Annotated in this window: 19 protein-coding genes and 4 pseudogenes; 12 read left to right on the top strand and 11 right to left on the bottom strand. The window is 72.2% G+C overall.

The window, feature by feature from the left end:
• The first annotated feature begins 65 nt into the window (after positions 1 to 65).
• Entirely contained in the window at positions 66 to 1,820 is a 1,755-nt protein-coding gene (locus OG730_RS29155; protein ID WP_327307015.1) for an NAD+ synthase, read from the top strand.
• Here OG730_RS29155 and OG730_RS29150 read toward each other — a convergent pair.
• On the bottom strand, positions 1,792 to 2,736 hold the full coding sequence (locus OG730_RS29150) for a hypothetical protein (protein WP_327307014.1): 945 nt from the start codon (positions 2,734 to 2,736) through the stop codon (positions 1,792 to 1,794). The two genes, OG730_RS29155 and OG730_RS29150, sit on opposite strands and share 29 nt — an antisense overlap.
• A gap of 50 nt (positions 2,737 to 2,786) precedes the next feature.
• Positions 2,787 to 3,815 (bottom strand): endonuclease/exonuclease/phosphatase family protein, encoded by a 1,029-nt coding sequence (locus tag OG730_RS29145; RefSeq protein WP_327307013.1) that lies wholly within the window; start codon positions 3,813 to 3,815, stop codon positions 2,787 to 2,789.
• A gap of 296 nt (positions 3,816 to 4,111) precedes the next feature.
• Between OG730_RS29145 and panB the strand changes: the two genes are divergently transcribed.
• The 3 genes and pseudogenes from panB to OG730_RS29130 form a co-directional block, all read left to right on the top strand.
• The gene (gene panB, locus OG730_RS29140) at positions 4,112 to 4,972 is read left to right on the top strand and encodes a 3-methyl-2-oxobutanoate hydroxymethyltransferase (RefSeq protein WP_327307012.1); all 861 of its coding nucleotides are present in this window, start codon (positions 4,112 to 4,114) and stop codon (positions 4,970 to 4,972) included.
• A 146-nt stretch (positions 4,973 to 5,118) separates the two neighbouring features.
• On the top strand, positions 5,119 to 6,162 hold the full coding sequence (locus OG730_RS29135) for an ATP-binding cassette domain-containing protein (RefSeq protein ID WP_327307011.1): 1,044 nt from the start codon (positions 5,119 to 5,121) through the stop codon (positions 6,160 to 6,162).
• A pseudogene (locus OG730_RS29130) lies at positions 6,159 to 6,788 on the top strand (ABC transporter permease); the annotation flags it as partial. The gene OG730_RS29135 and the pseudogene OG730_RS29130, both read left to right, overlap by 4 nt.
• Here the strand turns inward: OG730_RS29130 and OG730_RS29125 are convergent.
• Positions 6,787 to 7,461 (bottom strand): annotated as a pseudogene (locus tag OG730_RS29125) (AfsR/SARP family transcriptional regulator); the annotation flags it as partial. The pseudogenes OG730_RS29130 and OG730_RS29125 sit on opposite strands and share 2 nt — an antisense overlap.
• 60 nt (positions 7,462 to 7,521) lie before the next feature.
• Here OG730_RS29125 and OG730_RS29120 point away from each other — a divergent pair.
• Complete coding sequence (locus OG730_RS29120) at positions 7,522 to 8,346, top strand: site-2 protease family protein (protein ID WP_327307010.1); 825 nt, start codon at positions 7,522 to 7,524, stop codon at positions 8,344 to 8,346.
• Positions 8,347 to 8,530: 184 nt separating this feature from the next.
• Here OG730_RS29120 and OG730_RS29115 read toward each other — a convergent pair whose 3' ends face one another.
• From OG730_RS29115 to OG730_RS29105, 3 genes are all read right to left on the bottom strand, one after another.
• A complete protein-coding gene (locus OG730_RS29115; protein WP_327307009.1) occupies positions 8,531 to 8,725 on the bottom strand; it encodes a hypothetical protein in 195 nt (64 codons plus the stop codon).
• A gap of 221 nt (positions 8,726 to 8,946) precedes the next feature.
• Positions 8,947 to 9,651, bottom strand: coding sequence for an NADPH-dependent F420 reductase (gene npdG / locus OG730_RS29110; protein ID WP_327307008.1), 705 nt, complete (start codon positions 9,649 to 9,651; stop codon positions 8,947 to 8,949).
• Positions 9,652 to 9,792: 141 nt separating this feature from the next.
• Positions 9,793 to 11,007, bottom strand: coding sequence for an RNA-guided endonuclease InsQ/TnpB family protein (locus OG730_RS29105; RefSeq protein ID WP_327307007.1), 1,215 nt, complete (start codon positions 11,005 to 11,007; stop codon positions 9,793 to 9,795).
• A 130-nt stretch (positions 11,008 to 11,137) separates the two neighbouring features.
• Here OG730_RS29105 and OG730_RS29100 point away from each other — a divergent pair, with 130 nt between their 5' ends.
• Positions 11,138 to 11,743, top strand: a complete 606-nt coding sequence (locus OG730_RS29100) for a hypothetical protein (RefSeq protein WP_327307006.1) — start codon at positions 11,138 to 11,140, stop codon at positions 11,741 to 11,743.
• Between the two features lie 6 nt (positions 11,744 to 11,749).
• On the opposite strand, the gene OG730_RS29095 is transcribed toward OG730_RS29100, so the two are convergent.
• Complete coding sequence (locus OG730_RS29095; RefSeq protein WP_327309467.1) at positions 11,750 to 12,004, bottom strand: hypothetical protein; 255 nt, start codon at positions 12,002 to 12,004, stop codon at positions 11,750 to 11,752.
• A gap of 60 nt (positions 12,005 to 12,064) precedes the next feature.
• Between OG730_RS29095 and map the strand changes: the two genes are divergently transcribed.
• Both map and OG730_RS29085 read left to right on the top strand, forming a co-directional pair.
• Positions 12,065 to 12,922, top strand: coding sequence for a type I methionyl aminopeptidase (gene map / locus OG730_RS29090; protein ID WP_327307005.1), 858 nt, complete (start codon positions 12,065 to 12,067; stop codon positions 12,920 to 12,922).
• A gap of 158 nt (positions 12,923 to 13,080) precedes the next feature.
• Positions 13,081 to 13,728: a biliverdin-producing heme oxygenase gene (locus OG730_RS29085; RefSeq protein ID WP_327307004.1), complete on the top strand. Its 648-nt coding sequence runs from the start codon at positions 13,081 to 13,083 to the stop codon at positions 13,726 to 13,728.
• Positions 13,729 to 13,812: 84 nt separating this feature from the next.
• On the opposite strand, the gene OG730_RS29080 is transcribed toward OG730_RS29085, so the two are convergent.
• The 4 genes and pseudogenes from OG730_RS29080 to OG730_RS29065 form a co-directional block, all read right to left on the bottom strand.
• A complete protein-coding gene (locus tag OG730_RS29080; protein ID WP_327309466.1) occupies positions 13,813 to 14,424 on the bottom strand; it encodes a PhzF family phenazine biosynthesis protein in 612 nt (203 codons plus the stop codon).
• A 76-nt stretch (positions 14,425 to 14,500) separates the two neighbouring features.
• Positions 14,501 to 15,172 carry an HtaA domain-containing protein gene (locus tag OG730_RS29075; protein WP_327309465.1) on the bottom strand — a complete coding sequence of 224 codons (672 nt, stop codon included), beginning with the start codon at positions 15,170 to 15,172 and terminating at the stop codon, positions 14,501 to 14,503.
• Between the two features lie 275 nt (positions 15,173 to 15,447).
• A pseudogene (locus OG730_RS29070) lies at positions 15,448 to 15,975 on the bottom strand (HtaA domain-containing protein); the annotation flags it as partial.
• A gap of 653 nt (positions 15,976 to 16,628) precedes the next feature.
• Positions 16,629 to 18,056 (bottom strand): annotated as a pseudogene (locus tag OG730_RS29065) (HtaA domain-containing protein); the annotation flags it as partial.
• Between the two features lie 171 nt (positions 18,057 to 18,227).
• Between OG730_RS29065 and OG730_RS29060 the strand changes: the two are divergent.
• The 4 genes from OG730_RS29060 to efeO all read left to right on the top strand — a co-directional run bounded on the left by OG730_RS29060 (position 18,228) and on the right by efeO (position 22,611).
• Positions 18,228 to 19,241: a heme/hemin ABC transporter substrate-binding protein gene (locus OG730_RS29060; RefSeq protein ID WP_327307003.1), complete on the top strand. Its 1,014-nt coding sequence runs from the start codon at positions 18,228 to 18,230 to the stop codon at positions 19,239 to 19,241.
• Between the two features lies 1 nt (position 19,242).
• Positions 19,243 to 20,382 carry a FecCD family ABC transporter permease gene (locus OG730_RS29055; protein ID WP_442815043.1) on the top strand — a complete coding sequence of 380 codons (1,140 nt, stop codon included), beginning with the start codon at positions 19,243 to 19,245 and terminating at the stop codon, positions 20,380 to 20,382.
• On the top strand, positions 20,379 to 21,284 hold the full coding sequence (locus OG730_RS29050) for a heme ABC transporter ATP-binding protein (RefSeq protein WP_327307002.1): 906 nt from the start codon (positions 20,379 to 20,381) through the stop codon (positions 21,282 to 21,284). The genes OG730_RS29055 and OG730_RS29050 overlap by 4 nt, the downstream gene beginning before the upstream one ends.
• Positions 21,285 to 21,471: 187 nt before the next feature.
• Positions 21,472 to 22,611: an iron uptake system protein EfeO gene (gene efeO / locus OG730_RS29045; RefSeq protein WP_327307001.1), complete on the top strand. Its 1,140-nt coding sequence runs from the start codon at positions 21,472 to 21,474 to the stop codon at positions 22,609 to 22,611.
• Positions 22,612 to 22,642 lie beyond the last annotated feature (31 nt).

Below are 22,642 nucleotides of genomic sequence, written 5' to 3'. Positions count from 1 at the left end.
CGCGACACCGGCGACTGCGGCGACTCCCAGGACATCGCGTCAGAAAGACGATTAGACTGGGCCGCGTGCCTCAACTACGCCTCGCTCTGAATCAGATCGACTCGCAGGTCGGCAACATCGCCGCCAATGCCGACTCGGTCGTCCACTGGACCCGGCACTCCGCCGAACAGGGCGCCCACCTGGTGGCGTTTCCGGAGATGGTGCTGACCGGGTACCCCGTCGAGGACCTCGCCCTGCGCGGCTCCTTCGTCGAGGCCTCCCGTACGGCGCTGCTCGACCTCGCGCGGCGCCTGGCGGCCGAGGGGTTCGGGGACCTCCCGGTCGTCGTCGGCTACCTCGACCGTACGGAGAAGGCCGCGCCCCGGCTCGGCCGCCCGGCCGGGTCCCCGGAGAACGCGGCCGCCGTGCTGTACGGCGGGCAGGTCGTCCTGCGCTTCGGCAAGCACCACCTCCCCAACTACGGGGTCTTCGACGAGTTCCGGTACTTCGTGCCGGGCGACACCCAGCCGGTGATCCGGGTGCGGGGCGTGGACGTCGCCCTGGCCATCTGCGAGGACCTCTGGCAGGAGGGCGGGCGCGTCCCCGCCACCCGCTCCGCCGGGGCCGGCCTGCTGATCTCGGTCAACGCCTCCCCGTACGAGCGCAACAAGGACGACCTCCGCCTGGAACTGGTGCGCAAGCGCGCCCAGGAGGCCGGCTGCACCCTCGCGTACCTGGCGATGATCGGCGGCCAGGACGAGCTGGTCTTCGACGGGGACTCGATCGTCGTCGACTCCGCGGGCGAGGTCATCGCGCGCGCCCCGCAGTTCTCCGAGGGCTGCGTCCTGGTCGACCTGGACCTGCCGGCCGCCTCGGCGACCCCCGTCGAGGGGATCGTGGACGACGGCCTGCGCATCGACCGGGTGATCCTCACCGAGGAGCCGGTGGAGCCGTACGAGCCGGTCGTGACGGGCGGTTACGCCGACCGGCTGGAGGACGACGAGGAGATCTACGACGCGCTGGTCGTGGGGCTGCGCGCGTACGTGCGCAAGAACGGGTTCCGGTCGGTCCTGATCGGCCTGTCCGGCGGCATCGACTCCGCCCTCGTCGCCGCGATCGCCTGCGACGCGATCGGCGCGCAGAACGTGCACGGCGTCTCGATGCCGTCCAAGTACTCCTCGGAGCACTCCCGGGGCGACGCGGCGGAGCTGGCGACGCGGACCGGCCTGAACTTCCGGACCGTGTCGATCGAGCCGATGTTCGACGCGTACATGGGTGCGCTGGCCCTGACCGGCCTCGCCGAGGAGAACCTCCAGTCCCGGCTGCGCGGCACCCTGCTGATGGCGCTCTCCAACCAGGAGGGCCACATCGTGCTGGCCCCGGGCAACAAGTCGGAGCTGGCCGTCGGCTACTCCACGCTGTACGGGGACTCGGTGGGCGCCTACGGCCCCATCAAGGACGTGTACAAGACGGACGTCTTCCGCCTCGCCGAGTACCGCAACCGGGCGGCGGCGGAGCGCGGCGAGACCCCGCCGATCCCGGAGAACTCCATCGTCAAGCCGCCGAGCGCCGAACTGCGCCCCGGGCAGGTGGACACGGACTCGCTGCCGGACTACCCCGTGCTCGACGGGATCCTGGAGCTGTACGTGGACCGCGACCAGGGCCTGGAGGCGATCGTCGCGGCGGGGTACGACCCCGAGCTGGTCGCGAAGACCCTGCGGATGGTGGACACCGCCGAGTACAAGCGCCGGCAGTACCCGCCGGGTACGAAGATCTCCGCGAAGGGCTTCGGCAAGGACCGCCGGCTGCCCATCACGAACGGCTGGCGCGAGCGGGCGTGACGCCCGCGGGGTGACGCTGGTGGTCGCGCAGCAGGGCGACCACCAGCACGGTCACGGCCGTCACCAGCAGCGCCAGCCCCCCGAGCAGCGAGGAGGCCGGGTTCCAGTCGACCCTGCCGGTCAGCACCCGTTGCAGGACCACGAAGAGGACCGTCACCACGGCCGCCTGTACGAACTGCGGCAGGGGCCGACGCGCCAGCCGGTGCAGCGCGCGCGTGCCCGTCATGGACATGAGCGGCAGCATGACGGCCAGGATGAGCACGGCGGCCCCGCCCAGCCATCCCCAGGAGGCGACCGTCCACCCCCAGCGGTCGTCCAGGTACTTCGACACGCCGAACCGGGGGTCCGCGAACCCGCCGAGTTCCGGCGCCGACGGCGCCCAGAGCACCTCGTACGTCTTGCCGGGGAGCGGTTCCGCGAGGGTCTCGACGTCCCGGGCGGTGATCCTGGTCCCGTCCGGGGTCCGCAGGACCAGCGTCGACCGGTATCCCTTCGGCTTCTTCCGTTCGTAGCGGACGTGCGCCCGCGCCACCTCGGTCACGGTGGCGGTACTGACCACCGGCCCGGCCTCCTTCACGGCGCGGACAGTGCCGTCTCCGCCCGCCGTACCGATCACGGTGAGCGCGGTGGTCGACACGATCAGCGCGAGCAGCGCCGCCGCGTGGCGCAGCCACACCGCGGCCGGGCCCACGGACCCGGTCGGCTCCGGCTCCCCGCCCGCCACGCCCGTCCCCTGCCGGAGAGCGGGCAGCGTCAGGGCCCGCCCCCAGAGGGCGGCCACCCCGGTCCAGCCGAGGACCAGTACGCCCGTGTAGGGCGGCAGCGCACCGCGGTGCAGGCCGAGGGCCCAGATCCCGGCTGCCGTGAAGGCCAGCCAGGCGAGCACCCCGAACGCACGGAACATCCAGGTCAGCACTGCGATCCCACCCCCCAGTCGATCGTCAGGGGAGTATCGCAGGGACGCCCTTACGGCCTGACGGTGACCCGGGCCGCGATGGGGAGGTGGTCGCTGCCCGTGCGGGGCAGGGTCCAGGAGGCCTCGGGAGTGACCCCGCGGACCAGGATCTGGTCGATGCGGGCCATCGGGAACTGCGCGGGCCAGCTGAAGCCGAAGCCGTCGCCGGACGCGCCCTGGGTGGAACGCAGCTGCGAGGTGACCTCGGACAGGGCCCGGTCGTTGACCGTTCCGTTGAGGTCGCCGAGCAGGATGACCCGCTGCAGCGGTTCGGCGGCGAGCGCGGCGCCGAGCGCGTCGGCGCTGTTGTCGCGCTGGTTGGCGGTGAAGCCGGCGTTGAGCTTGACCCGGACCGAGGGAAGGTGCGCCACGAAGGCGGCCACGTCTCCGTAGGGGGTCTTGACGGTGGCGCGCATGGCCCGGGTCCAGCCCATCTTGATGTCCACGGGCTTGCTGGACACCAGCGGGTACTTGCTCCAGAGTCCGACGGTGCCTTCGACCGAGTGGTACTTGTACGTCCCCGCGAGGGCCTTCTCGTAGACCGGGACGACGCTGCCCTTGAGCTCGGTCAGGGCCAGGACGTCGGCTCCGGCCCCGGCGACCGAGGCGGCGGTGCCGGCGGGGTCGGCGTTGTCGGCGTCGACGTTGTGGGTGGCGACCGTGAGGTTCCCGCCGGTCCGCGCCTTGTCGGTGACCAGGCCTCCGAAGAGGTTCGCCCAGACCGCGGCGGTCAGCAGTATCGCGATCAGCGCGGTCGCGGACTTGCGGAAGAGCGCGGCGGCGAACAGCAGCGGGACGGCCAGGCCCAGCCAGGGCAGGAAGGTCTCGGTGAGGCTGCCGAGGTTGCCGATGTCGTTGGGCAGCTCGGCGTGGAAGATCATGACGAGCGAGATCAGCAGGGCGAGCGCGGCGAGCACGATCCCGCGGCGCCAGATGCCCGGATCCCGCCGCAGTTCGGCCAGCCGGCGCCGGAGACCAGCTCGGGAAGGCTCGGGCTCCGAGCCGTTGCTCCCCGTCTCCGTCATGTACGCCTGTGCCATGCCACTGCCCTCGCTGCCGTGCTCGCGCTCCGTCCCCGCCTCTTGACCCTAGGCGATGGACGGAGGGTTCCGCGCCGATTGTGTCGACCGTACGTCCGGGAGGACGAACGTCCCAGCGGGCGGGGTTCCGCTTGTCACCAAACGCGCACATTGCCCCGCGGCCCGGCCGCCCCGGCGACCGGGGACTCGCACGTGGCTCGTGCCACTTCCCGCCCGGGCCCCGGGAGTGCCACCATGGTGGTGAGTCCGGGGACGCCGTAAGGGTGCCTCGAGATGAACATCAAGGAGCAGTTGCAATGACGCATGCCGTTTCGCCTGCCCGCGAAGCCTCCTCCCCCACCCTGTACGGAGGCACGGGCACCCGGCGCATCACCGTCCGCGACCTCACCCTCGCCAAGGAACGCGGCGAGAAGTGGCCCATGCTCACCGCCTACGACGCCATGACGGCGTCCGTGTTCGACGAGGCCGGCATCCCGGTCATGCTCGTCGGCGACTCGATGGGCAACTGTCACCTCGGCTACGAGACCACCGTCCCGGTGACGATGGACGAGATGACCCTGCTGTCGGCGGCCGTCGTACGCGGCACCAGCCGGGCCCTGATCGTCGGCGACCTGCCCTTCGGCTCCTACCAGGAGGGCCCCGTACAGGCGCTGCGCAGCGCCACCCGGCTCGTCAAGGAGGCCGGGGTCGGAGCGGTGAAGCTGGAGGGCGGCGAGCGCTCGCTGGCCCAGACCGAGCTGATCGTGCAGTCGGGCATCCCCGTCATGTCCCACCTGGGCCTGACCCCGCAGTCCGTGAACGCCATGGGCTACCGGGTGCAGGGCCGCGGCGACGAGGCCGCGCACCGGCTGCTGCGCGACGCGAAGGCGGCGCAGGACGCGGGCGCCTTCGCGGTGGTCCTGGAGCTGGTCCCGGCCGAGCTGGCCGCCGAGGTCACCCGGTCCCTGCACATTCCGACGGTCGGCATCGGCGCGGGCGCGGAGTGCGACGCGCAGGTGCTGGTGTGGACGGACATGATGGGGCTGACCGGCGGGAAGATGCCGAAGTTCGTCAAGCAGTACGCGAACCTCCGCGCGACGATGGGCGACGCGGCGAAGGCCTTCGCCGAGGACGTGGTCGGCGGAACGTTCCCGCAGGAGCAGCACGCCTTCCACTAGTCCGCCCGCTCGCTCGCGACAGGCCCGCCCGCGGACCCGCCGATGTTCCGTCGGTGCTCCGCGGGCGGGCCGTCAGTGGCCCTGTCAATGGCCTGTCGGTGGCCTGTCGGTCGTCTGTAGGTGCTTTGTCAGTGGCGTCTGGTCCCATGGTGGACATGACGCGAAACGACAAGAATCCCCTGAGCGGCTCGAACGCCGTAGAGGTCCGGGGGCTGGTCAAGCACTACGGCGAGACCAAGGCCCTCGACGGTGTGGACCTCGATGTCCGCGAGGGAACCGTCCTCGGGGTCCTCGGCCCCAACGGAGCCGGCAAGACCACCCTGGTCCGCATCCTCTCCACCCTGATCACCCCCGACGCCGGCACCGCCCGGGTCGCCGGCTTCGACGTGGTCCGCCAGCCGCGGCAGCTGCGCCGGACCATAGGCCTGACCGGCCAGTACGCCTCGGTCGACGAGAAGCTCTCCGGCTGGGAGAACCTCTACATGATCGGCCGCCTGCTGGACCTGTCCCGCAAGGACTCCCGCAGCCGCGCGGACGAACTGCTGGAGCGCTTCTCCCTCACGGACGCCGCCAAGAAGGCCGTGATGACCTACTCCGGCGGCATGCGGCGCCGGCTCGACCTGGCCGCCTCGATGATCGGCAGCCCGGCCGTGCTGTACCTGGACGAGCCGACCACCGGTCTGGACCCGCGCACCCGCAACGAGGTGTGGGACGAGGTGCAGCGGATGGTCGCCGAGGGGGCCACCGTGCTGCTCACCACCCAGTACATGGAGGAGGCCGAGCAGCTCGCGAACGAGCTGACGGTCATCGACAAGGGCAAGGTCATCGCCAACGGCAAGGTCGACGAGCTGAAGGCCCGCGTCGGCGGCCGCACCCTGCGGATCCGCCCGACCGACCCGGCCGAGCTGCCCGGCATGGCCCGCTCCCTGGCGGAGGCCGGTCTGGACGGGGTCGCCGGTTCCCAGGCCGTCCCGGACGAGGGCGCCCTGCTGGTGCCGATCCTGGCCGACGAGCAGCTGACCGCCGTGGTGGGGCTGCTGGCCGCCCGCGGGTACGGGATCTCCGACATCAGCACCTACCTGCCCAGCCTGGACGAGGTGTTCCTGTCCATCACCGGGCAGAAGCCCGCCGCCGAGGACTCCGCCGAGGACTCCTTCCCCCACCAGAAGACCGAGGAGGTCGCGGCATGAGCACCGTAACCACGACGAAGCCCAGCCCCACCGCGGCCGCCCCGGCCGGCGGGCCCGTCCTCGCGGACGAGGGCCGGATCGGCCTGCGGGGCAACCTGCGGCACATCGGTGCCCTGGCCCGGCGCAACGTCCTGCAGATCAAGCAGGACCCGGAGTCGATGTTCGACGTCCTGTTCATGCCGATCATCTTCACGCTGCTGTTCGTGTTCGTCTTCGGCGGCGCGATCGCGGGCAAGGGCAACCAGGGCGACTACGTCAACTACCTGGTCCCGGGCCTGATGGCGATGATGGGCATGAACATCGCCATGGGTGTCGGCACCGGGGTCAACGACGACTTCAAGAAGGGCGTGATGGACCGCTTCCGGTCCATGCCGATCGCCCGCTCCTCGGTGCTCATCGCCAAGATCGTGGTCGAGCTCGGCCGGATGATGGTCGCCATCACCATCCTGCTCGGCATGGGCTTCCTGCTCGGCCTGTCGATCAAGACCTCCGTGCTGGACCTGCTCCTGTCCGTCGGACTCGCGGCCGTCTTCGGCTCCTCGCTCATGTGGATCTTCATCCTGCTGGGCCTCACCATGAAGACCCCGCAGGCCGTCCAGGGCATGGCGATGCTGGTCCTGATGCCGGGCCCGGGGTGGTGCCCAGGCGGGTGGCCAGGTCGCGGCGGACCTCGTCGTAGGCGGCCAGCGCCGCCGCCGGGCGGCCCGCGTCGCGCAGGGCGCGGATGCGCAGGGCCTGGAGGGGTTCGTCCAGCGGCAGCTCCGCGCACAGCGCGGTCAGCTCCGGCAGGACCCGCTCCGCCTCCCCCAGCTCCAGCGCGGCGTGCAGGCGGCCCCGGCGCGCGTCCAGCCGTAGCGCCTCCCAGCGGGCGGCCTCCGGTCCGGTGCCGGAACCCGGCAGGGAGCTCAGCGGTTCGCCCCGCCACAGGGCGAGGGCCTCGTCGTACAGGGCGGCAGCCTCCGCCGGGTCGGCCTGCGCAGCGGCCCGCGCGAGCCGCTCGAAGCGGTACAGGTCGATGTCGTCCCGGGCCGCGACGAGCCAGTAGCCGCCCTCTCCGGACCCCACCGCCTCGCGCCCCAGCGCCCTGCGCAGCCGCCCCACCAGCGCCTGGAGCGCCGCGGGGCCGTCGGCGGGCGGGTCGCCGTCCCAGACCTCTTCGATGAGCGAGGCCGCCGGCACCGCCCGCCCCGGCCGCAGCGCGAGCGCGGTCAGGAGCGCGCGCAGCCGCGCTCCGCCGACGGGGACCGTGCTCCCGTCGTCGCGGATGGCCTGGGTGGTGCCGAGCATCGCGTAGCGCACCGGCCCATTGTCTCCGGCCCGGAGCCCCCTCGGGCGCCGCCTCCGGGATAGGTTCGCCGCATGGGTTCCCAGGGCAGTCGCAACCGTAGCCAGTACAGCACTCACGACCGCGGCGACCGGCGGATCAGTCCCGTGTTCCTCGGCATCTTCGCCGTCATGGCGGTCACCGGGTGGGCCGTGTGGACGGAGTACGCGGCCAGCACCGGTCTGGCCGTCTTCCTCTTCGTCACGGCGGCCTGGATCGTCTCCCTGTGCCTGCACGAGTACGCGCACGCCCGCACCGCCCTGCACAGCGGCGACCTCAGCGTCGGCGCGAAGGGCTACCTGACGCTGAACCCCCTCAAGTACACGCACGCGCTGCTCAGCCTCGTCCTGCCCGTCCTCTTCGTGATCATGGGCGGCATCGGCCTCCCCGGCGGCGCGGTGTACATCGAGCGCGACCGGATCGAGGGCCGCTGGCGGCACAGCCTCATCTCGGCGGCCGGCCCGCTGACGAACGTGGCCTTCGCGGCGGTCTGCACGGCCCCGTTCTGGCTGAACGCCCTGGACGGGGTCCCGATCCCGTTCCGCTTCGCGCTCGGCTTCCTGGCCCTGCTCCAGGTCTCGGCGGCGATCCTGAACTTCCTGCCGGTCCCGGGCCTGGACGGCTACGGCATCATCGAGCCCTGGCTCTCCCCCTCGGTCCGCCGCCAGGCGGCGTCGCTGGCGCCGTTCGGCCTGCTGGCCGTCTTCGCGCTGCTGTGGGTCCCGGAGATCAACGCGTACTTCTTCGACGCGGTGTACGGCGTGCTGTCCGCGCTGGGCGTGGGCGAGCTGGAGGCCTACTGCGGCCGCGACCTCTACCAGTTCTGGCAGGACGGCAACGGCTTCTGCGCGGCGTCCTGACGACCGCCGGAAGAGACGGCCTGGGTCGTCTCTTCCGGATCTTGTCGGCCGAGTCCGCGGCGTCTGGTGCCGTGCCTGGGCGTGCTGTCGGGCGCTCGCGTACTGGGTGTACGTGGTCGCCTCGGCAGTGCGGCCAGGCGCGGTGCCAGGCGTCGCGGGCCCGACAAGATCCGAAAGAGCCGGCCTAGCCCGCGGTGCGAGTTGCTGCCGCGGCCTTCTCGATCTTCGCCTTGCGCACGTAGAACCACGCCATGTTGGACGTGATGCCCGCCATGAGCACCCACACGATCCCGAGCAGGCTGCCCTCGACGAAGGAGACCACGGCGGCGGCCACGGCGAGGACGCAGAGAGCGACGGCGAACACGGCAAGGCGGGGCATGGCGGAGGCTCCTCGAAGACACTGAAGCGGTTCAAGCCCCTCCAGTGTCCCCCATGCCCCGACGTGCTCCCGTCCGGCTGATTTCCGCCATCCCGTGAGGGGCGCGGCGGGCGGCGCGGCTGAGGCGGCGCGGCGGGTGGCCGGCTGCGAGCGAGGGGCCGGCGCGGGGCCACCCGGGCCGCCGGGGCCGTGGGGGGCGGCGGGACGGGTGGCCGGGCGGCTCAGACGTCGGTGACGCGCAGGCCCGCGTGGGCCTTGTAGCGGCGGTTGGTGGAGATCAGGTTGGCCACCAGCGACTCGACCTGGTGGGCATTGCGCAGGCGGCCCGCGAAGACGCCGCGCATGCCCGGGATCCGGCCGGCGAGGGCCTGCACGATGTCGGTGTCGGCGCGGACCTCGCCGAGGACCATCACGTCGGTGTCGATCTCGTCGATCGACTCGTCCTGGAGGAGCACCGCCGAGAGGTGGTGGAAGGCGGCCGTGACGCGGGAGTCCGGCAGGAGGGCGGCGGCCTGCTGGGCCGCACTGCCCTCTTCGACCTGGAGGGCGTACGCGCCCTGCTTGTCGAAGCCGAGCGGGTTGACGCAGTCGACCACGAGCTTGCCGGCGAGGTCCTCGCGCAGCGATTCCAGGGTCTTGGCGTGGCCCTCCCACGGCACCGCGATGATCACGATGTCGCTGCGGCGCGCGCACTCGGCGTTGTCCGCGCCCTCCACCCCGAGGCCGAGCTCGTCGGCGGCGGTCCGCGCGCGGTCCGCGGCGCGCGAACCGATGATCACCTTCTGGCCGGCGCGGGCGAGCCGGTAGGCGAGCCCCCGGCCCTGGTCGCCGGTGCCGCCGAGGACGCCGACGACGAGGCCGGAGACGTCGGGAAGGTCCCACGGGTCCTTGGCGGGGGCCTTCTGCGTGTTGTCTGAGGAAGTCATGGGGGCGAGGGTACTGCCGGGTAGACAACAGTCGAAGGGGCGAGAACCGGCGGGAAGGGGTAGGAGGCGGCTGCATCCGCCCCATCCCTGCAGCAGGATGCCGATGTGACTCCTCCCCGCCTTCCAAGGCGGGGCTTCTCGCTAAGCCGAGTTGGCGTTGCGACGGACCAGCCCGGCCCGTAGAACGTTCAGCGCCCCCACCGTGTCGGCGTGCGCCGTGTGGCCGCATGCCTGGCAGCGGAACTTCTCCTGTGTGGGCCGGTTCTCCTTCGCGGTGTGCCCGCATTCGGGGCAGGTACGCGAGGTATTGCGGGGGTCCACGGCGATCACTTCCCGTCCGGCGCTCTCAGCCTTGGCGTGCAGGATCGTCAGGAACACCCCCCAACCGGCATCGCTGATCGAACGGTTCAGTGCAGTCTTGGCCGTGGCCCCGTTGGGCAAGGAAATGCCCAGCCGGCCAGGGCCGGGCTTCGGTGCGGCGGCCTTGCGCATGTTGCGGATCTTGAGTTTTTCGTGAGCGGCGAAGTCATGCTCGCGGAGCAGACCGAGCGCGGTCTTGTGCGCGTGGTCGAGCCGCTGGCGGCGCACTTTGCCGTGGAGTCCCGCGACTTTGTCCACGGCACGCTGATGGTTCGCGGTGCGCTCGCCGCCCTTGCACCGGGGGAATCTGGACAGGCCCTGCTGCGCGGCTTTGAGCTTCGCGGCAGCGCGGCGGCCGTGGCGGGGATTGGGCACGAACTCGCCGCCCGAGTCGGCGAGGAAGTTGGATATGCCCAGGTCGATGCCGACCACGGAGCCGGTCTCGGGCAGCGGTTCCGGCTTCCCCTGTTCGGCGGTGAGTATGACGAACCACTTCCGTCCCTCGCGCTTCACCGAGACGGTCTTGACCTTGCCGACCACGGCGCGGTGCTGGTTGACCTTGACGTGCCCGACCCCCTGGAAACGGACCCGGGTAGCGGGATCGTGTGGGGCAGCGTTCCAGCGACAGCCATCCCCGTCCTTCGGGAACTCGACCGTGTCGAACCAGTTCACCCCGCGAAAGCGCGGGTAGCCCGGGGTGTCACCCGACCTGACCCGGCGGAAGAACGCGGCGAATGCCTTGTCCAGGCGACGCAAAGTGGCCTGCTGCGACGAGAACGACCACTGCCCTTGGCGTTCCGGGTCGAACGCCCGGATCTCCCTGAGCTGAGCGGACTGCATCCCGTACTTGACGCTCACCTTCGAAACGTGGCGATAGGCGTCGCGTCGTTCCTGCAATGCCCCGTTGTAGAGCGAGCAGTGATCAGCCAGCATCTGCGTCAGCGCCTGGCCCTGCCGTGCGGTGGGCCGCATCAGAAACTTGTACGCACGAATCATTCCCGGTCCACCCCTCGACTCCGCGAGCCGGTCCACCAACCGTCACCGACAAGCTACCGACCGCTACCGACGATCCGGCGGACTCCGGCGTTCCGCACCCCTTCGTCTCGATTCCTGCGAAGATGCGGGGATGGACGCCGTGAGAGTCGCGCTGCTGCGCGAGGTGCTCGCCGGTACGCAGTGGCCCGGTGCCGCGCGCCGGTTCGCCGGGACGCTGCGGCGGTCGGTCGTGCCGGCCGGCGGCAACCTGCTGCTGGTCGGGACCGAGCAGTACGAGCCCTGGCACCTGGCGGCGCACCTGGTCGACGAGGCCGCCTGGTCGGGGCTGCCGGAGCTGGCGCCCACCCTCGTACGCCACCAGGTGCTGCCCGGTGACGCCCCGCACCTGTCGGTCGGCCTGAGCCGGCTGGAGGCGGCCCGGCGCGGTCACACCCTGCTGGTGGTGGCTCCGGAGCAGCCCGGGGACCGGCTGCTGGAGCGGGTGCACGACGCCCGGCGCGCGGGGGCGACCGTACTGTCCCTGGACGGCGGGGACCCGGATCTGGGGACGCTCGCGCACGAGGTGCTGTCCGTACCGGACGGGGCCGCCGAGCTGGACCTGGACACGGTGCAGCACCTGGTCAGCGCGGCGGCCGGGGAGAACAGCCTGCCGGTGCAGCGCGGGCCGCGGCGGTTCCGCGACCGGCTGGCGCGGCTGGCCGACCAGCTGGCCGCGCCGCCGCCCAGCCGCTGGTAGGCCCGGCTACGTGGTGGCCGTGCCCGTGCCTTCCGTACCTTCTTCGCCCTCGCGCGTCTTGTCGTTCCATTTGGGGTCGTTCTGCCATTCGAGATTGCGCTCCTGCGCGGTCTCCATGGCGTGGTTCGCCTCTTCGGGTGTCGCGTAGGGCCCGAAACGGTCCTTCGCCGGGCACTCGGGGCCTTCCTCGACCTTCTTGTGGACCAGGCAGTAGTACCACTCGCCGGGTTTGCCCACCTGGCGCTTCTTGAACAGGGCCATCGTCAGGCTCCTCTCTTCTGTCGCCATGCTGCCCCATACCCGCTCGATACACTCGCTCGTATGTCTGGCCAGTCGCTGCTCGTACCAGGCGAGCTCACTCCCGTCCGTTCCGTTCCCGGAAACATCCGCCGGCCCGAGTACGTGGGCAAGCCCGCGCCCACTCCGTACACCGGACCGGAGGTGCAGACGCCCGAGACCATCGAGGCCATGCGCATCGCCGGCCGGATCGCCGCCCAGGCGATGGAAGAGGCCGCCAAGCTGATCGCGCCGGGGGTGACCACCGACGAGCTGGACCGGGTCGCCCACGAGTACATGTGCGACCACGGCGCCTACCCCTCGACGCTGGGCTACCGCGGTTTCCCGAAGTCCCTGTGTTCCTCGCTCAACGAGGTGATCTGTCACGGGATCCCCGACTCGACCGTCCTGCGGGACGGCGACATCGTCAACCTCGACGTGACCGCGTACATCGGCGGGGTGCACGGCGACAACAACGCCACGTACCTGTGCGGTGACGTGGACGAGGAGTCGCGGCTGCTCGTGGAGCGCACCCGCGAGGCCCTGAACCGGGCCATCAAGGCCGTCCGGCCGGGCCGGCAGATCAACATCATCGGCCGGGTCATCGAGTCGTACGCGAAGCGCTTCGGCTACGGCGTCGTCCGGGACTTCACCGGTCACGGGATCAACTCGTCCTTCCACTCCGGCCTGATCGTCCCGCACTACGACAGCCCGCACGCCACCACCGTCATCGAGCCCGGGATGACCTTCACCATCGAGCCGATGCTGACCCTGGGCACCCACGAGTACGACATGTGGGAGGACGGCTGGACGGTGGTCACGAAGGACCGCAAGCGGACCGCGCAGTTCGAGCACACGCTGGTGGTCACGGACACCGGGGCGGAGATCCTGACGCTGCCCTGATCCGAGGGAAACACCTCGCGGAGGTTTTTACCGACAGGGCGTCGGGAACATATTGACTTAGGTAAACCTAAGAAGGAGGATCAGGTGTGGCGGCACGGCCGCCACACCTGTCTCCCCCTTGTTCCTCCCTTTTTCTTCCGATTCCTCGGAGGTCCGCCTTGGACGCCTTCTCGACCGTCATCCGTGTCGCCTCGCACGAGCAGCACACCGAGGCGGAGACGTCTACCTTCATGAGCGACCTGCTGGGCGGCCGTCTGGGCGTGGACGCCTACACCCGCTACACCGAGCAGCTGTGGTTCGTGTACAAGGCCCTGGAGGACGCCGCGGAGGCCCTCAGGGACGACGCCGTGGCCGGACCGTTCATACAGCCCGAGCTGATGCGCCTCGCCGAGATCGAGCGGGACCTGGCCCACCTGCGGGGTCCCGCATGGCGCGAGACCCTGGTCGCGCTGCCCGCCACGGAGGCCTACGCGGCCCGCGTGACCGAGTGCGCCGCCTCCTGGCCGGGCGGGTACGTGGCCCACCACTACACCCGCTACCTGGGCGACCTCTCCGGCGGCCAGATCATCCGCGACAAGGCGGAGCGGACCTGGGGCTTCGAGCGCAAGGGCGACGGCGTCCGCTTCTACGTCTTCGCGGACATCTCCAACCCGGCCGCCTTCAAGCGGACCTACCGCGAGCTGCTGGACACGATCGCCGCGGACGACCTGGAGAAGCAGCGCATCATCGACGAGTGCAAGCGCGCCTTCGACTTCAACGGCGCGGTCTTCCGCGAGCTGGGCGAGCGGTTCCCGCTGAGCGCGTAGCGCGGGCCGCCCGCGGCGGGCTGGACGGGGGAAGGGGGGCGGGCCCATCGGGCCCGCCCCCCTTCCGTGCTACCGCGCCGCGCCTCAGACCCCGGCGGGGCCGGCCGGGGCGAAGCGGACCCGGCCGCCGATCTCCACGGTGCCGTCCGGGGCCGGGGCCGTGAGGATCTGGGAGCCCCTGCCCTGGGTGATGTTCAGGGCGCGGTTCAGTTCGGCCGTCAGGAGGATCGCCGCCGAGCCGGTGGCCTCGTCCTCGACGATGGCCCCGTCGGGGCGCCGCGGGAAACCGCGGGCCCGGATCCGGCCCGCGGCCTCGTCCTCCCAGGCCCAGACGTACAGCCAGCCCTCGCCCGGCGGCGGGCCGGGCAGCGCTTCCACCGCGGCGGCATCGGCGTACTGCTCGGTGCGCTTGCCCTCGACCCACTCGGGCCGCGCGCTGATCCAGGTGAACTCCCCGTCGTCGCGCGCCCATACGGCGCCCGCCGGAGGCTGGAGCTCCTCGATGTCGAGCAGCCACGCGACACCGACCAACGGGTGCCCGGCGAAGGACATCCGGGTGCCGGGGGTGCGGATGTCCACGATCCCGCGCTCGGGATCGTCGACGAACACCGTCTCGCTGTAGCCGAGTTCGGCGGCCAGTGCCTGCCGTGACGCATCGTCGGGGCAGGTCCGGCCGTCGCGTACGACGCCGAGCATGTTGCCGTGGCTGCCGTCACCCGCGCAGAAGACCCTGAGGACGTCTAGATCGTTCACGCCGGAATTGAAGCACGGGTCAGTTCTGGGCCGTGCGGCGCCTGCGCGCGACGAACACCGCGCCCGCGCCCGCGGCGATGATGGCGGCGGAGGAGCCGAGCAGCGCGCCGGCCGGGAGCTCGGAGCCGGTGGCGGCGAGGCCGCCGCCGACCGTGCCGCCGCCTCCGGTGCCGCCGGTGGTGCCGGTGCCGATCGGGGTCAGGGCGGCGCCCTTGTCCACCGAGACCGTCAGGTTGACGTCGTCCGCCCGGGTGCCCACCGGGTACATCGAGCCGGTGGTGGAGTTGGCGAAGGCCGCGGAGCCCTCGGCCGTGAGCGCGGTGCGCACCGCGTTCAGGGTGAGCACGCCGTTCTTGGTCTTGTAGTCGGCCTTCGAGAGGTCGAGCGTGGCGAAGGGGATGTTCGCCTTGACCCCGGCGGCCGTCTTCACGTCCAGGACCAGGGTTCCCTTGTCGCCCTGGGTGTTGACGCGGACGTTGCCGAAGGTCATGTCGATGCCGTGGCCGGCGTACTGGAAGCGCAGGTTGCCCGCGAAGGTGGCGTTCAGCTTCCGCGCCTTGGTGTCGAGGGTGCCCTTGCCGCCGCCGAAGGCGAAGCTGCCGCCGTTCGCGACCGCGCCGTTCGCCGGGGTGACGGTGCCGCCCGCGCTCTGTACGTACTTCCGGAAGGACTCCTTGACGCCCCAGGCCAGCTTGCCGTCGAGGATCTTCTGCGGGCCGCCGGTCGCCGGGGAGCTGGTGGAGGCGGAGGGGGTCGGGGAGGCGGGCTTCGACGGCGCGGGCTTGGTCGGTGCGGGCTTGGTCGGGGTCGGGTCGGCTTCGTCGGAGAGGTCGAGGGCGACGAGGTGGGCTTCTTCGTCGGGCTCGCGGAGGAGGACGGGCTCGGGGTGGGCTGCGACGGGAACTTCAGTACGGCCGTCAGCGGGTCGCCCGCCTTGTCCTTGTAGCTGTCCGAGCCGAGGAGCTTGGCGGCGTCGGCCGTCAGCGTGGTGCCCAGGTTGGCCATCGACTGCCCGCCGAAGGCGACCTTGGCGAAGGGGACGTTCTTGGTGAGCACGCCGTCCCGGGTGACGTCGATGATCAGCAGCTTCTTGCCGGTGTCGATGCGCGGGTTCGCGAGCTTCACCTCGAAGCGGTGCGCGGCCGACTTGAAGGTGACGCTGCCCTTGAAGGCGGCGGTCACGAGATGGGTGGCCGGGTCGTACGCGCCGGTGGCCGAGCCGAAGGTGAAGCCCTTGGCGGTCTTCTTCGCGCCGTCCGCGACGGTGATCTCGCCCTGGGCGATGGTCGTCACGTAGGTGCGGTAGCTCTCCAGCACGCCCCAGTCGAGGGTGCCGCCGACGACCGGGATCACCGCGGGGGCGCCCTGCGCCGCGGTGGCGCCCTGCGCCGTGGAGCCGGCCGCGGTGGCGGGCAGGACGAACGCGGTGGCGGCTATCGCGGCGGAGGTGGCCACGGCGGCTGCGAGGGCGATGGGACGGCGGATCGATGACATGGCGGGGCTCCTGAAACGGGGGTGAAGGAGGCGAGGGAAGCGAGGGAGTGCGGGGCGTACGGAGGCACGGCGAAGCCGAGCCCTGGCGGTACGGGGCCCTGCGGGGCCCTGCGGGGCCCTGCGGGGCTTGTGCGGGGGTTGCGCGTGAGCGCGGTACGGGGCTTGCGGGCCGGGCGGGTTCGGATGGGCCCGCCCCCCGCGGCAGGGTGCTGCGGGGCCCCGCGGGGGCGGGCGGTAAGGGTTCGGGGCGCCGGTCAGCCGCGCGGAGCGGCCCCGTCGGCCCCCGAGGAGTCCGGGGAGTCGGAGGAGCCGGGGTTCTCCGGGGCCGGAGCGGCCGGAGTGCCGGCGCCGGAGCCCCCGCCCGGGGCCGGGGTCGAGGCCGCTCCCGAGGCCGGGGTGGGGGCCGGGGCCGAAGCCGGGGCCACGTCCGGAGTCGGGGCCGGAGCCGCACCCGAGGCCGGGGCCTGAGCCGGAGTCACGCCCGAAGTCGAGGCCGGGGCCTGAGCCGGAGTCACGCCCGAAGTCGGAGCCACGCCCGCAGCCGGGGCCGAAGTCGGGGCCACGTCCGGAGTCGGGGCCGAGGTCGGAGCCGCGCCCGCAGTCGGGGCCGAAGTCGGGGCCGCGCCCGCAGTCGGGGCCGAAGTCGGGGCCGCGCCCGCAGTCGGAGCCGAAGTCGGAGTCGGAGCCGGACCCGGGGCCGGGGTCGTACCGGGGTCCTCGGCGCGGCGGTTGCGGAGGGTCAGGAAGGTGGCTCCGCCCGCCAGGACCAGGACTGCCACCGCGAGGGCGGCGTACAGGCCGGTGTTCGAGGAGTCGTCCGCCTTCTCGGCGGCGGCCGCGGCCGGGGTCGGGGCCGGCGGGGCGGCCGTGGAGCCGAGGTTCGGGAGGGCCGGGAGCTTCGCGGCTCCGTCTAGGGCGACCGCCAGGGAGACGGGGTCCATCTCCGTGCCCGGCTTGTACATGGAGTTGAAGGCCTGGGCTCCGCCCTCCGTCAGCGTGGCCGGGGCTTCGGTGAGGGTGGCGAGTCCGCCCTCGGTATTGAGGCCCTTCGCGTCGAACTCGACGAGCGGGACGGCGGGCTTGGTGTCCGCGCCGGTGGTGACGTCGGCGAAGAGCACGCCCGTGCCGTTCTCCGCCTTGACCGTGACCTTCGAGAGCTTCAGGTCCAAGTGCGCCCCGGTGAAGTGCACGGAGCCGGCGAAGGCGGCCTCAAGGGTGCCCTTCGCTCCGTCGTACGCGCCCTTGCCCTGCGGGAAGCGGAACAGCGCGCCGCCGTCCTGGGCGCCTTCGGCCAGTTCCCACTTGCCCTGGCCGACGGAGCCGGAGACGTACTCGCGGAAGGTGCGCCGTACGCCCCAGTCGACGGCGGCGTCGGTGAACGCCCCGCCGGCCTGCGGGGTCTGCGCGGCCGGGGCGCTGGGCGCCGGCGGGGCGGGCTGCTCGGCCGCCGCGGCCTTGACGTCCACGGAGAGCGAGACCGGGTCGAGCCGCGCGCCGGCGGCGTAGTAGCCGGCGAAGGCCTTGGCGCCTTCCTCGGTGAGGGTGGCCGGGATGTTGGCGAGGGCGATCGGGCTGCCGCCGCCCTTCATGTTCACCCCGCCCAGGCCCAGCTCGGCGAAGGGGACTTGGGAGGAGGTGGTGACCGCTCCGCCCTCCTTGGCCTTGCTGGAGACGTCCGCGTAGAGGGTGCCGCTGCCGCCGCTGATCTTGACGGTGGGGCGGCTGACGCTCATGTCGAGCTCGTACGTGCCGTCCGGCTTCTGGTGGCCCTGGAAGGTGACGCCGCCGCTGAAGGAGGCCTGCAGGGAGCCGCTGTCCGGGTCGTAGGAGCCGCTGGCGGAGTGGAAGCGGAACAGGCTGCCCCCCGCGGTGGCGGCTCCGTTCTTCAGCTTGAACCCGCCTTTGGCCACCGGCCCGGTGACATAGCTCTGGAAGGAGGATTTGATGCCCCAGTCAAGTCGGCCGCCCTCCACGGTGCGGCCCGCCGCCTGGGCGGCGGTCGCCGGAAGCAGGGCTCCCAGCAGGGCCGCCAGGCTCGCCAGCAGGGCGACGGCGGAAGCACGGGCGGGTCTTGCGGACATGAATGTCCCCTCCAGGGTCTAGCGAGCGAGGTTAGGCTAACCTAAGCTACGTTCGGCCGGGTGTGAAACCCCCTGGCCCCCGGAACCCCCGGAACCCCCGGAACCTCCGGAACCCTCGGAACCACGAGATCCGGGCCCAACTCCCAGTCGGACGATCAGGACGGTGCCTTCGTGCCTACGCCCGCCCCGTCAACCCGCGTGTCCCGCTTCGCCGTCGCCCTGACCTCCGTGGTCCTGGCACTCGGCGTGAGCGCCTGCGGAGGTACGGCCGCCCCCTCCCCCGCCACCGGAGCCCCGGCCCTCCCGGACCGGGTGGAGCCGCTCGCGCAGGCCCCCGCGCCCGCGCTCCCGGCGACGGCGGCCTCGGCGGACGGGGCGCGGGTCACCGTCACCTCGGCGGAGCGGGTGATCCCGCTGACGGGCGGCCTCAACGAGATCGTGTACACCCTCGGACTCGGCCCCAAGGTCGTCGCCAGGGACGTCACCGCCACCTTCGAACAGGCGGCGGACCTCCCGGTGGTGACGCGGGGCCACGACGTCTCCGCCGAGAGCGTGCTGTCGCTGCGTCCGACCCTGGTGCTGGCCGAGACCACGTCCGGCCCCGCCGAGGCGATCCAGCAGATCCGCGACGCCGGCGTCCCGCTGCTCGTGGTGGCCCCGGCCAAGTCCCTGGAGGACGTGGCGAAGCGGACCGACACCGTCGCCGCCGCGCTGGGCGTCAAGGAGGCCGGTGCGCGGCTGAACCAGCGCACCGCCGACCGCATCGCCGCCGCCCGCAAGGCCCTGCCCGCCTCGGGCAAGAAGCCGCGCGTGGCCTTCCTCTACCTGCGCGGCACCGCCTCCGTCTACCTGATGGGCGGCTCCGACTCCGGCGCCGGCTCCCTGCTGGAGGCGGCCGGCGCGGTGGACACCGGCCCGGAGTCGGGGCTCGGAAAGGACTTCACCCCGATCACGAGCGAGGCCCTGGCGGCCGCCGCGCCCGACGCCATCCTGGTCATGTCCAAGGGCCTGGAGTCCGTCGGCGGCGTGGACGGGCTGGTCAAGATCCCGGGCGTGGCGCAGACCCCGGCGGGCATGGACCGGCGGGTGGTCAGCGTCGACGACGGGGTCCTGCTCAACTACGGTCCGCGCACCGACCAGGTCCTGACCTCCCTCATCACCCAGCTCTACGGCAAGGCCTCCTGACGTGTCCCTCTCGTACGACCAAGCCCCCGAGACGCCGCCCGGAGCGGGCCCCCTTCCCGCTCCCGGGGCGGCGTCCCGGGCCCTGCCCACCGCCGCCGGCGCACCGCCCCGGCGGCGGTGGGGTTCCGCCTGGCTCACCGGCGCGCTGGCCGCCGTACTCGTCCTGCTCGCGCTGGTCTCCGCCGGCGTGGGGGCGTACGAGATCCCGCTCGGGGAGGTGGTCGGGTCGGTGCAGCACCGCCTCGGCCTCGGGGGCGCCGCCCTCGACCGGGTCGGGGAGAGCGTGCTGTGGAACGTACGGCTGCCCCGCGTGGTGCTCGCCCTGCTCGTCGGGGCCGGCCTCGGCTGCGCCGGGGCGCTGATGCAGGGGGTGTTCGGCAATCCGCTGGCCGAGCCCGGGGTCATTGGGATCTCGGCGGGCGCGGCCGTCGGCGCGGTCGCCGCGATCGGGCTGGGCCTGACCTTCTTCGGCAACTGGACCATCACCGCCTGCGCGTTCGTCGCGGGGCTGATCACCGTCGGCGCCGTGTACCTGCTGTCCCGCAACGGCGGCCGGACCGAGGTCGTCACCCTCATCCTGACCGGCATCGCCGTCAACGCCTTCGCGGGCGCCCTGATCGGGCTGTTCGTCTTCTTCGCCGACAGCGGCCAGGTCAACCAGATCACCTTCTGGCAGCTCGGCTCCCTCGCCCAGGCCACCTGGCCCAAGGTGCTGGCCGTCCTGCCCTGCGCCCTCGCCGGGCTGCTGATCGCCCCCTTCTACGCGCGCAAGCTGGACCTGCTGTCCCTCGGCGAGCGTCCCGCCCGTCACCTCGGCGTCGACGTGGAGCGGCTGCGCCTGGCGCTGATCCTGGTCGTCGCGCTGCTGACGGCGGCGGCCGTGGCCGTGGCCGGGATCATCACCTTCGTCGGGCTGCTCGTGCCGCACCTGCTGCGCATGGCCAACGGTCCGGGGCACCGGTTCCTGGTGCCCGGCAGCGCGCTCGCCGGAGCGGTGGTGCTGGTCGCCGGGGACCTGGCCGCCCGGACGCTCGCCCAGCCCGCCGAGCTGCCGCTCGGCGTCCTGACCGCCCTGCTCGGCAGCCCGTTCTTCTTCTGGCTGCTGCGCCGCACCCGCCGCAAGCAAGGAGGCTGGGCATGAGCGTCCGGTTCGCCGCGTTCCGCAGGAACGGGCGCACCGTTCCCGCCCGGCCCGCCCCCGGTGCGCCGCTCGCCGAGGTCACGGACCTGCGCGTACGGCTCGGCGGGCGCGAGGTGCTCGCCGGGATCGGGCTGACCGTGCGCGCCGGGGAGGTGCTGGCCCTGGTCGGGCCGAACGGCGCGGGCAAGTCCACGCTGCTGGCGGCCCTGTCCGGGGACCTGCCGGCCGCCTCCGGGGAGGTCCGGATCGACGGCCGCCCGATGGGCGACTGGCCGGCCCCCGAGCTGGCCCTGCGCCGGGCGGTGCTCCCCCAATCGGCCGAACTGGCCTTCCCCTTTCCCGTGGAGGACGTCGTACGGATGGGCCGCGCCCCCTGGGCGGGCACCGAGGCGGCCGGCTCCGACGAGGAGGCGGTGGCCGCCGCCATGGCCGCCACCGAGGTGACGGGTTTCGCGGCCCGCCCGTTCTCGGGGCTCTCGGGCGGCGAGCGGGCCCGGGTCGCGCTGGCCCGCGTACTGGCGCAGGGCGCCCCGCTGCTGATGCTGGACGAGCCGACGGCGGCGCTGGACCTGCGCCACCAGGAGCTGGTGCTGCGGATCTGCCGGGAGCGGGCGGCGGCCGGGGACGGGGTCGTGGTGGTCCTGCACGACCTGGGCCTGGCGGCGGCGTACGCGGACCGGGTCGCCGTGCTGCACGACGGCCGGATCGCGGTGGACGGCCCGCCGTCGGAGGTGTTCGAGGACGGGCTGCTGAGCCGGGTCTACCGCCAGCCGGTGGAGGTCTTCCCGCACCCGCGCACCGGGGCGCCGCTGGTGGTCCCCGTACGGGACGGCGGGCCGGAGCGGCCCGGAGCGAGTGATTCCGCCGTACGGAACGGGCACCCGGGCTTGACCTCCGCTTGACCTGCGCATGGGGCCGGCGTGGGGTGCCCGTAACGGCCCCGTGTCCGGCCCTCGAATGTGTGGGCTGAATCACTGGACGCGCGGGTATGGGTCAGGTAAGCCTCGGTTAAGTTAGGTCCGCCTCACCGGCCGCTCCCACCCGATCGGGGCGGTCGTCTGCCGAACGCCAGACTGCCAGGAGCCCCCTATGCGTCCCGTCCGCTTCTCCGTCGTCACCGCGGCAGCCGTCGTGGCCGCCCTCACCGCGGTCACCGGCTGCTCCGAGAAGAGCGACGCGTCCGGCGACGGCACCATCAAGGTGGCGGCCTCCGACTCCGCCTGCGAGGTCTCCACCAAGGAGTTCCCCGCGGGCAAGGTCGCCTTCGAGGTCGAGAACAAGGGCTCCAAGGTCACCGAGCTCTACGTGCTCTTCCCCGACGACCGCATCGTCGCCGAGCGCGAGAACATCGGCCCCGGCACCAAGGCCACCATCACCGCCGAGCTCAAGGCGGGCGACTACGAGATCGCCTGCAAGCCCGGCATGAAGGGCGACGGCATCCGCCAGCAGGTCAAGGCCACCGGCACGGGCGGCACGGAGAAGCGCAGCCCCGAGGCCGACGCCGCGGTCGCCGCGTACCGCAAGTACGTGCAGGAGCAGGCCGACGAGACCATCCCCAAGGCGCAGGCCTTCGCGGACGCGGTCAAGGCCGGCGACGTCGAGGCCGCGAAGAAGGCGTACGCCCCCTCGCGCATCGGCTGGGAGCGCACCGAGCCGGTCGCCGAGTCCTTCGGCGACATCGACCCGAAGGTGGACGTCCGTGAGGACGGCCTGGAGGCCGGCCAGGAATGGACCGGCTGGCACAAGCTGGAGAAGTCCCTCTTCGCGGACAACAAGATCGACGACGCGGACAAGAAGCTCGCCGAGACCCTGATGGCCGACCTGGCCGTGTGGCAGAAGAAGGTCGGCCAGGCCGAGATCACCCCCACCTCGATGGCGAACGGCGCCAAGGAGCTCCTCGACGAGGTCGCCACCGGCAAGGTGACGGGTGAGGAAGAGCGCTACAGCCACACCGACCTGGTCGACTTCAAGGCCAACGTCGAGGGCGCCGAGAAGGCCTTCGAGCTGCTCAAGCCGATCACCTCGAAGACGGACCCCGCGCTCACCGCCGAGCTGGACAAGCAGTTCGCGGCGCTGAACAACCTGCTGGAGAAGTACCGCCCGAACAAGGCCGCCTACGAGTTCGTCTCGTACGACAAGGTCGGCGAGGCCGAGCGCAAGGAGCTCTCCGACGGCGTCAACGCCCTGGCCGAGCCGCTCTCGAAGCTCGCCGCCGCGGCCGCGAAGTAACTCCGGAACAGCAGAGCAGGCGGGAGAACCT

This window comes from Streptomyces sp. NBC_01298 (genome assembly GCF_035978755.1).
Taxonomy (GTDB): Bacteria; Actinomycetota; Actinomycetes; order Streptomycetales; family Streptomycetaceae; genus Streptomyces.
The sequence above is the reverse complement of the archived record's forward strand: the minus strand, read 5'-3'. Positions and strand labels throughout refer to the sequence as shown.

What these genes read in the sequence shown, in the direction of transcription:
- OG730_RS29145 (WP_327307013.1), bottom strand. Translation starts at nt 3,815, where the DNA reads ATGGCACAGGCGTACATGACGGAGACGGGGAGCAACGGCTCGGAGCCC.
- panB (WP_327307012.1), top strand. Translation starts at nt 4,112, where the DNA reads ATGACGCATGCCGTTTCGCCTGCCCGCGAAGCCTCCTCCCCCACCCTG.
- OG730_RS29135 (WP_327307011.1), top strand. Translation starts at nt 5,119, where the DNA reads ATGGTGGACATGACGCGAAACGACAAGAATCCCCTGAGCGGCTCGAAC.
- OG730_RS29120 (WP_327307010.1), top strand. Translation starts at nt 7,522, where the DNA reads ATGGGTTCCCAGGGCAGTCGCAACCGTAGCCAGTACAGCACTCACGAC.
- OG730_RS29115 (WP_327307009.1), bottom strand. Translation starts at nt 8,725, where the DNA reads ATGCCCCGCCTTGCCGTGTTCGCCGTCGCTCTCTGCGTCCTCGCCGTG.
- npdG (WP_327307008.1), bottom strand. Translation starts at nt 9,651, where the DNA reads ATGACTTCCTCAGACAACACGCAGAAGGCCCCCGCCAAGGACCCGTGG.
- OG730_RS29105 (WP_327307007.1), bottom strand. Translation starts at nt 11,007, where the DNA reads ATGATTCGTGCGTACAAGTTTCTGATGCGGCCCACCGCACGGCAGGGC.
- OG730_RS29100 (WP_327307006.1), top strand. Translation starts at nt 11,138, where the DNA reads ATGGACGCCGTGAGAGTCGCGCTGCTGCGCGAGGTGCTCGCCGGTACG.
- OG730_RS29095 (WP_327309467.1), bottom strand. Translation starts at nt 12,004, where the DNA reads ATGGCCCTGTTCAAGAAGCGCCAGGTGGGCAAACCCGGCGAGTGGTAC.
- map (WP_327307005.1), top strand. Translation starts at nt 12,065, where the DNA reads ATGTCTGGCCAGTCGCTGCTCGTACCAGGCGAGCTCACTCCCGTCCGT.
- OG730_RS29080 (WP_327309466.1), bottom strand. Translation starts at nt 14,424, where the DNA reads ATGCTCGGCGTCGTACGCGACGGCCGGACCTGCCCCGACGATGCGTCA.
- OG730_RS29050 (WP_327307002.1), top strand. Translation starts at nt 20,379, where the DNA reads ATGAGCGTCCGGTTCGCCGCGTTCCGCAGGAACGGGCGCACCGTTCCC.
- efeO (WP_327307001.1), top strand. Translation starts at nt 21,472, where the DNA reads ATGCGTCCCGTCCGCTTCTCCGTCGTCACCGCGGCAGCCGTCGTGGCC.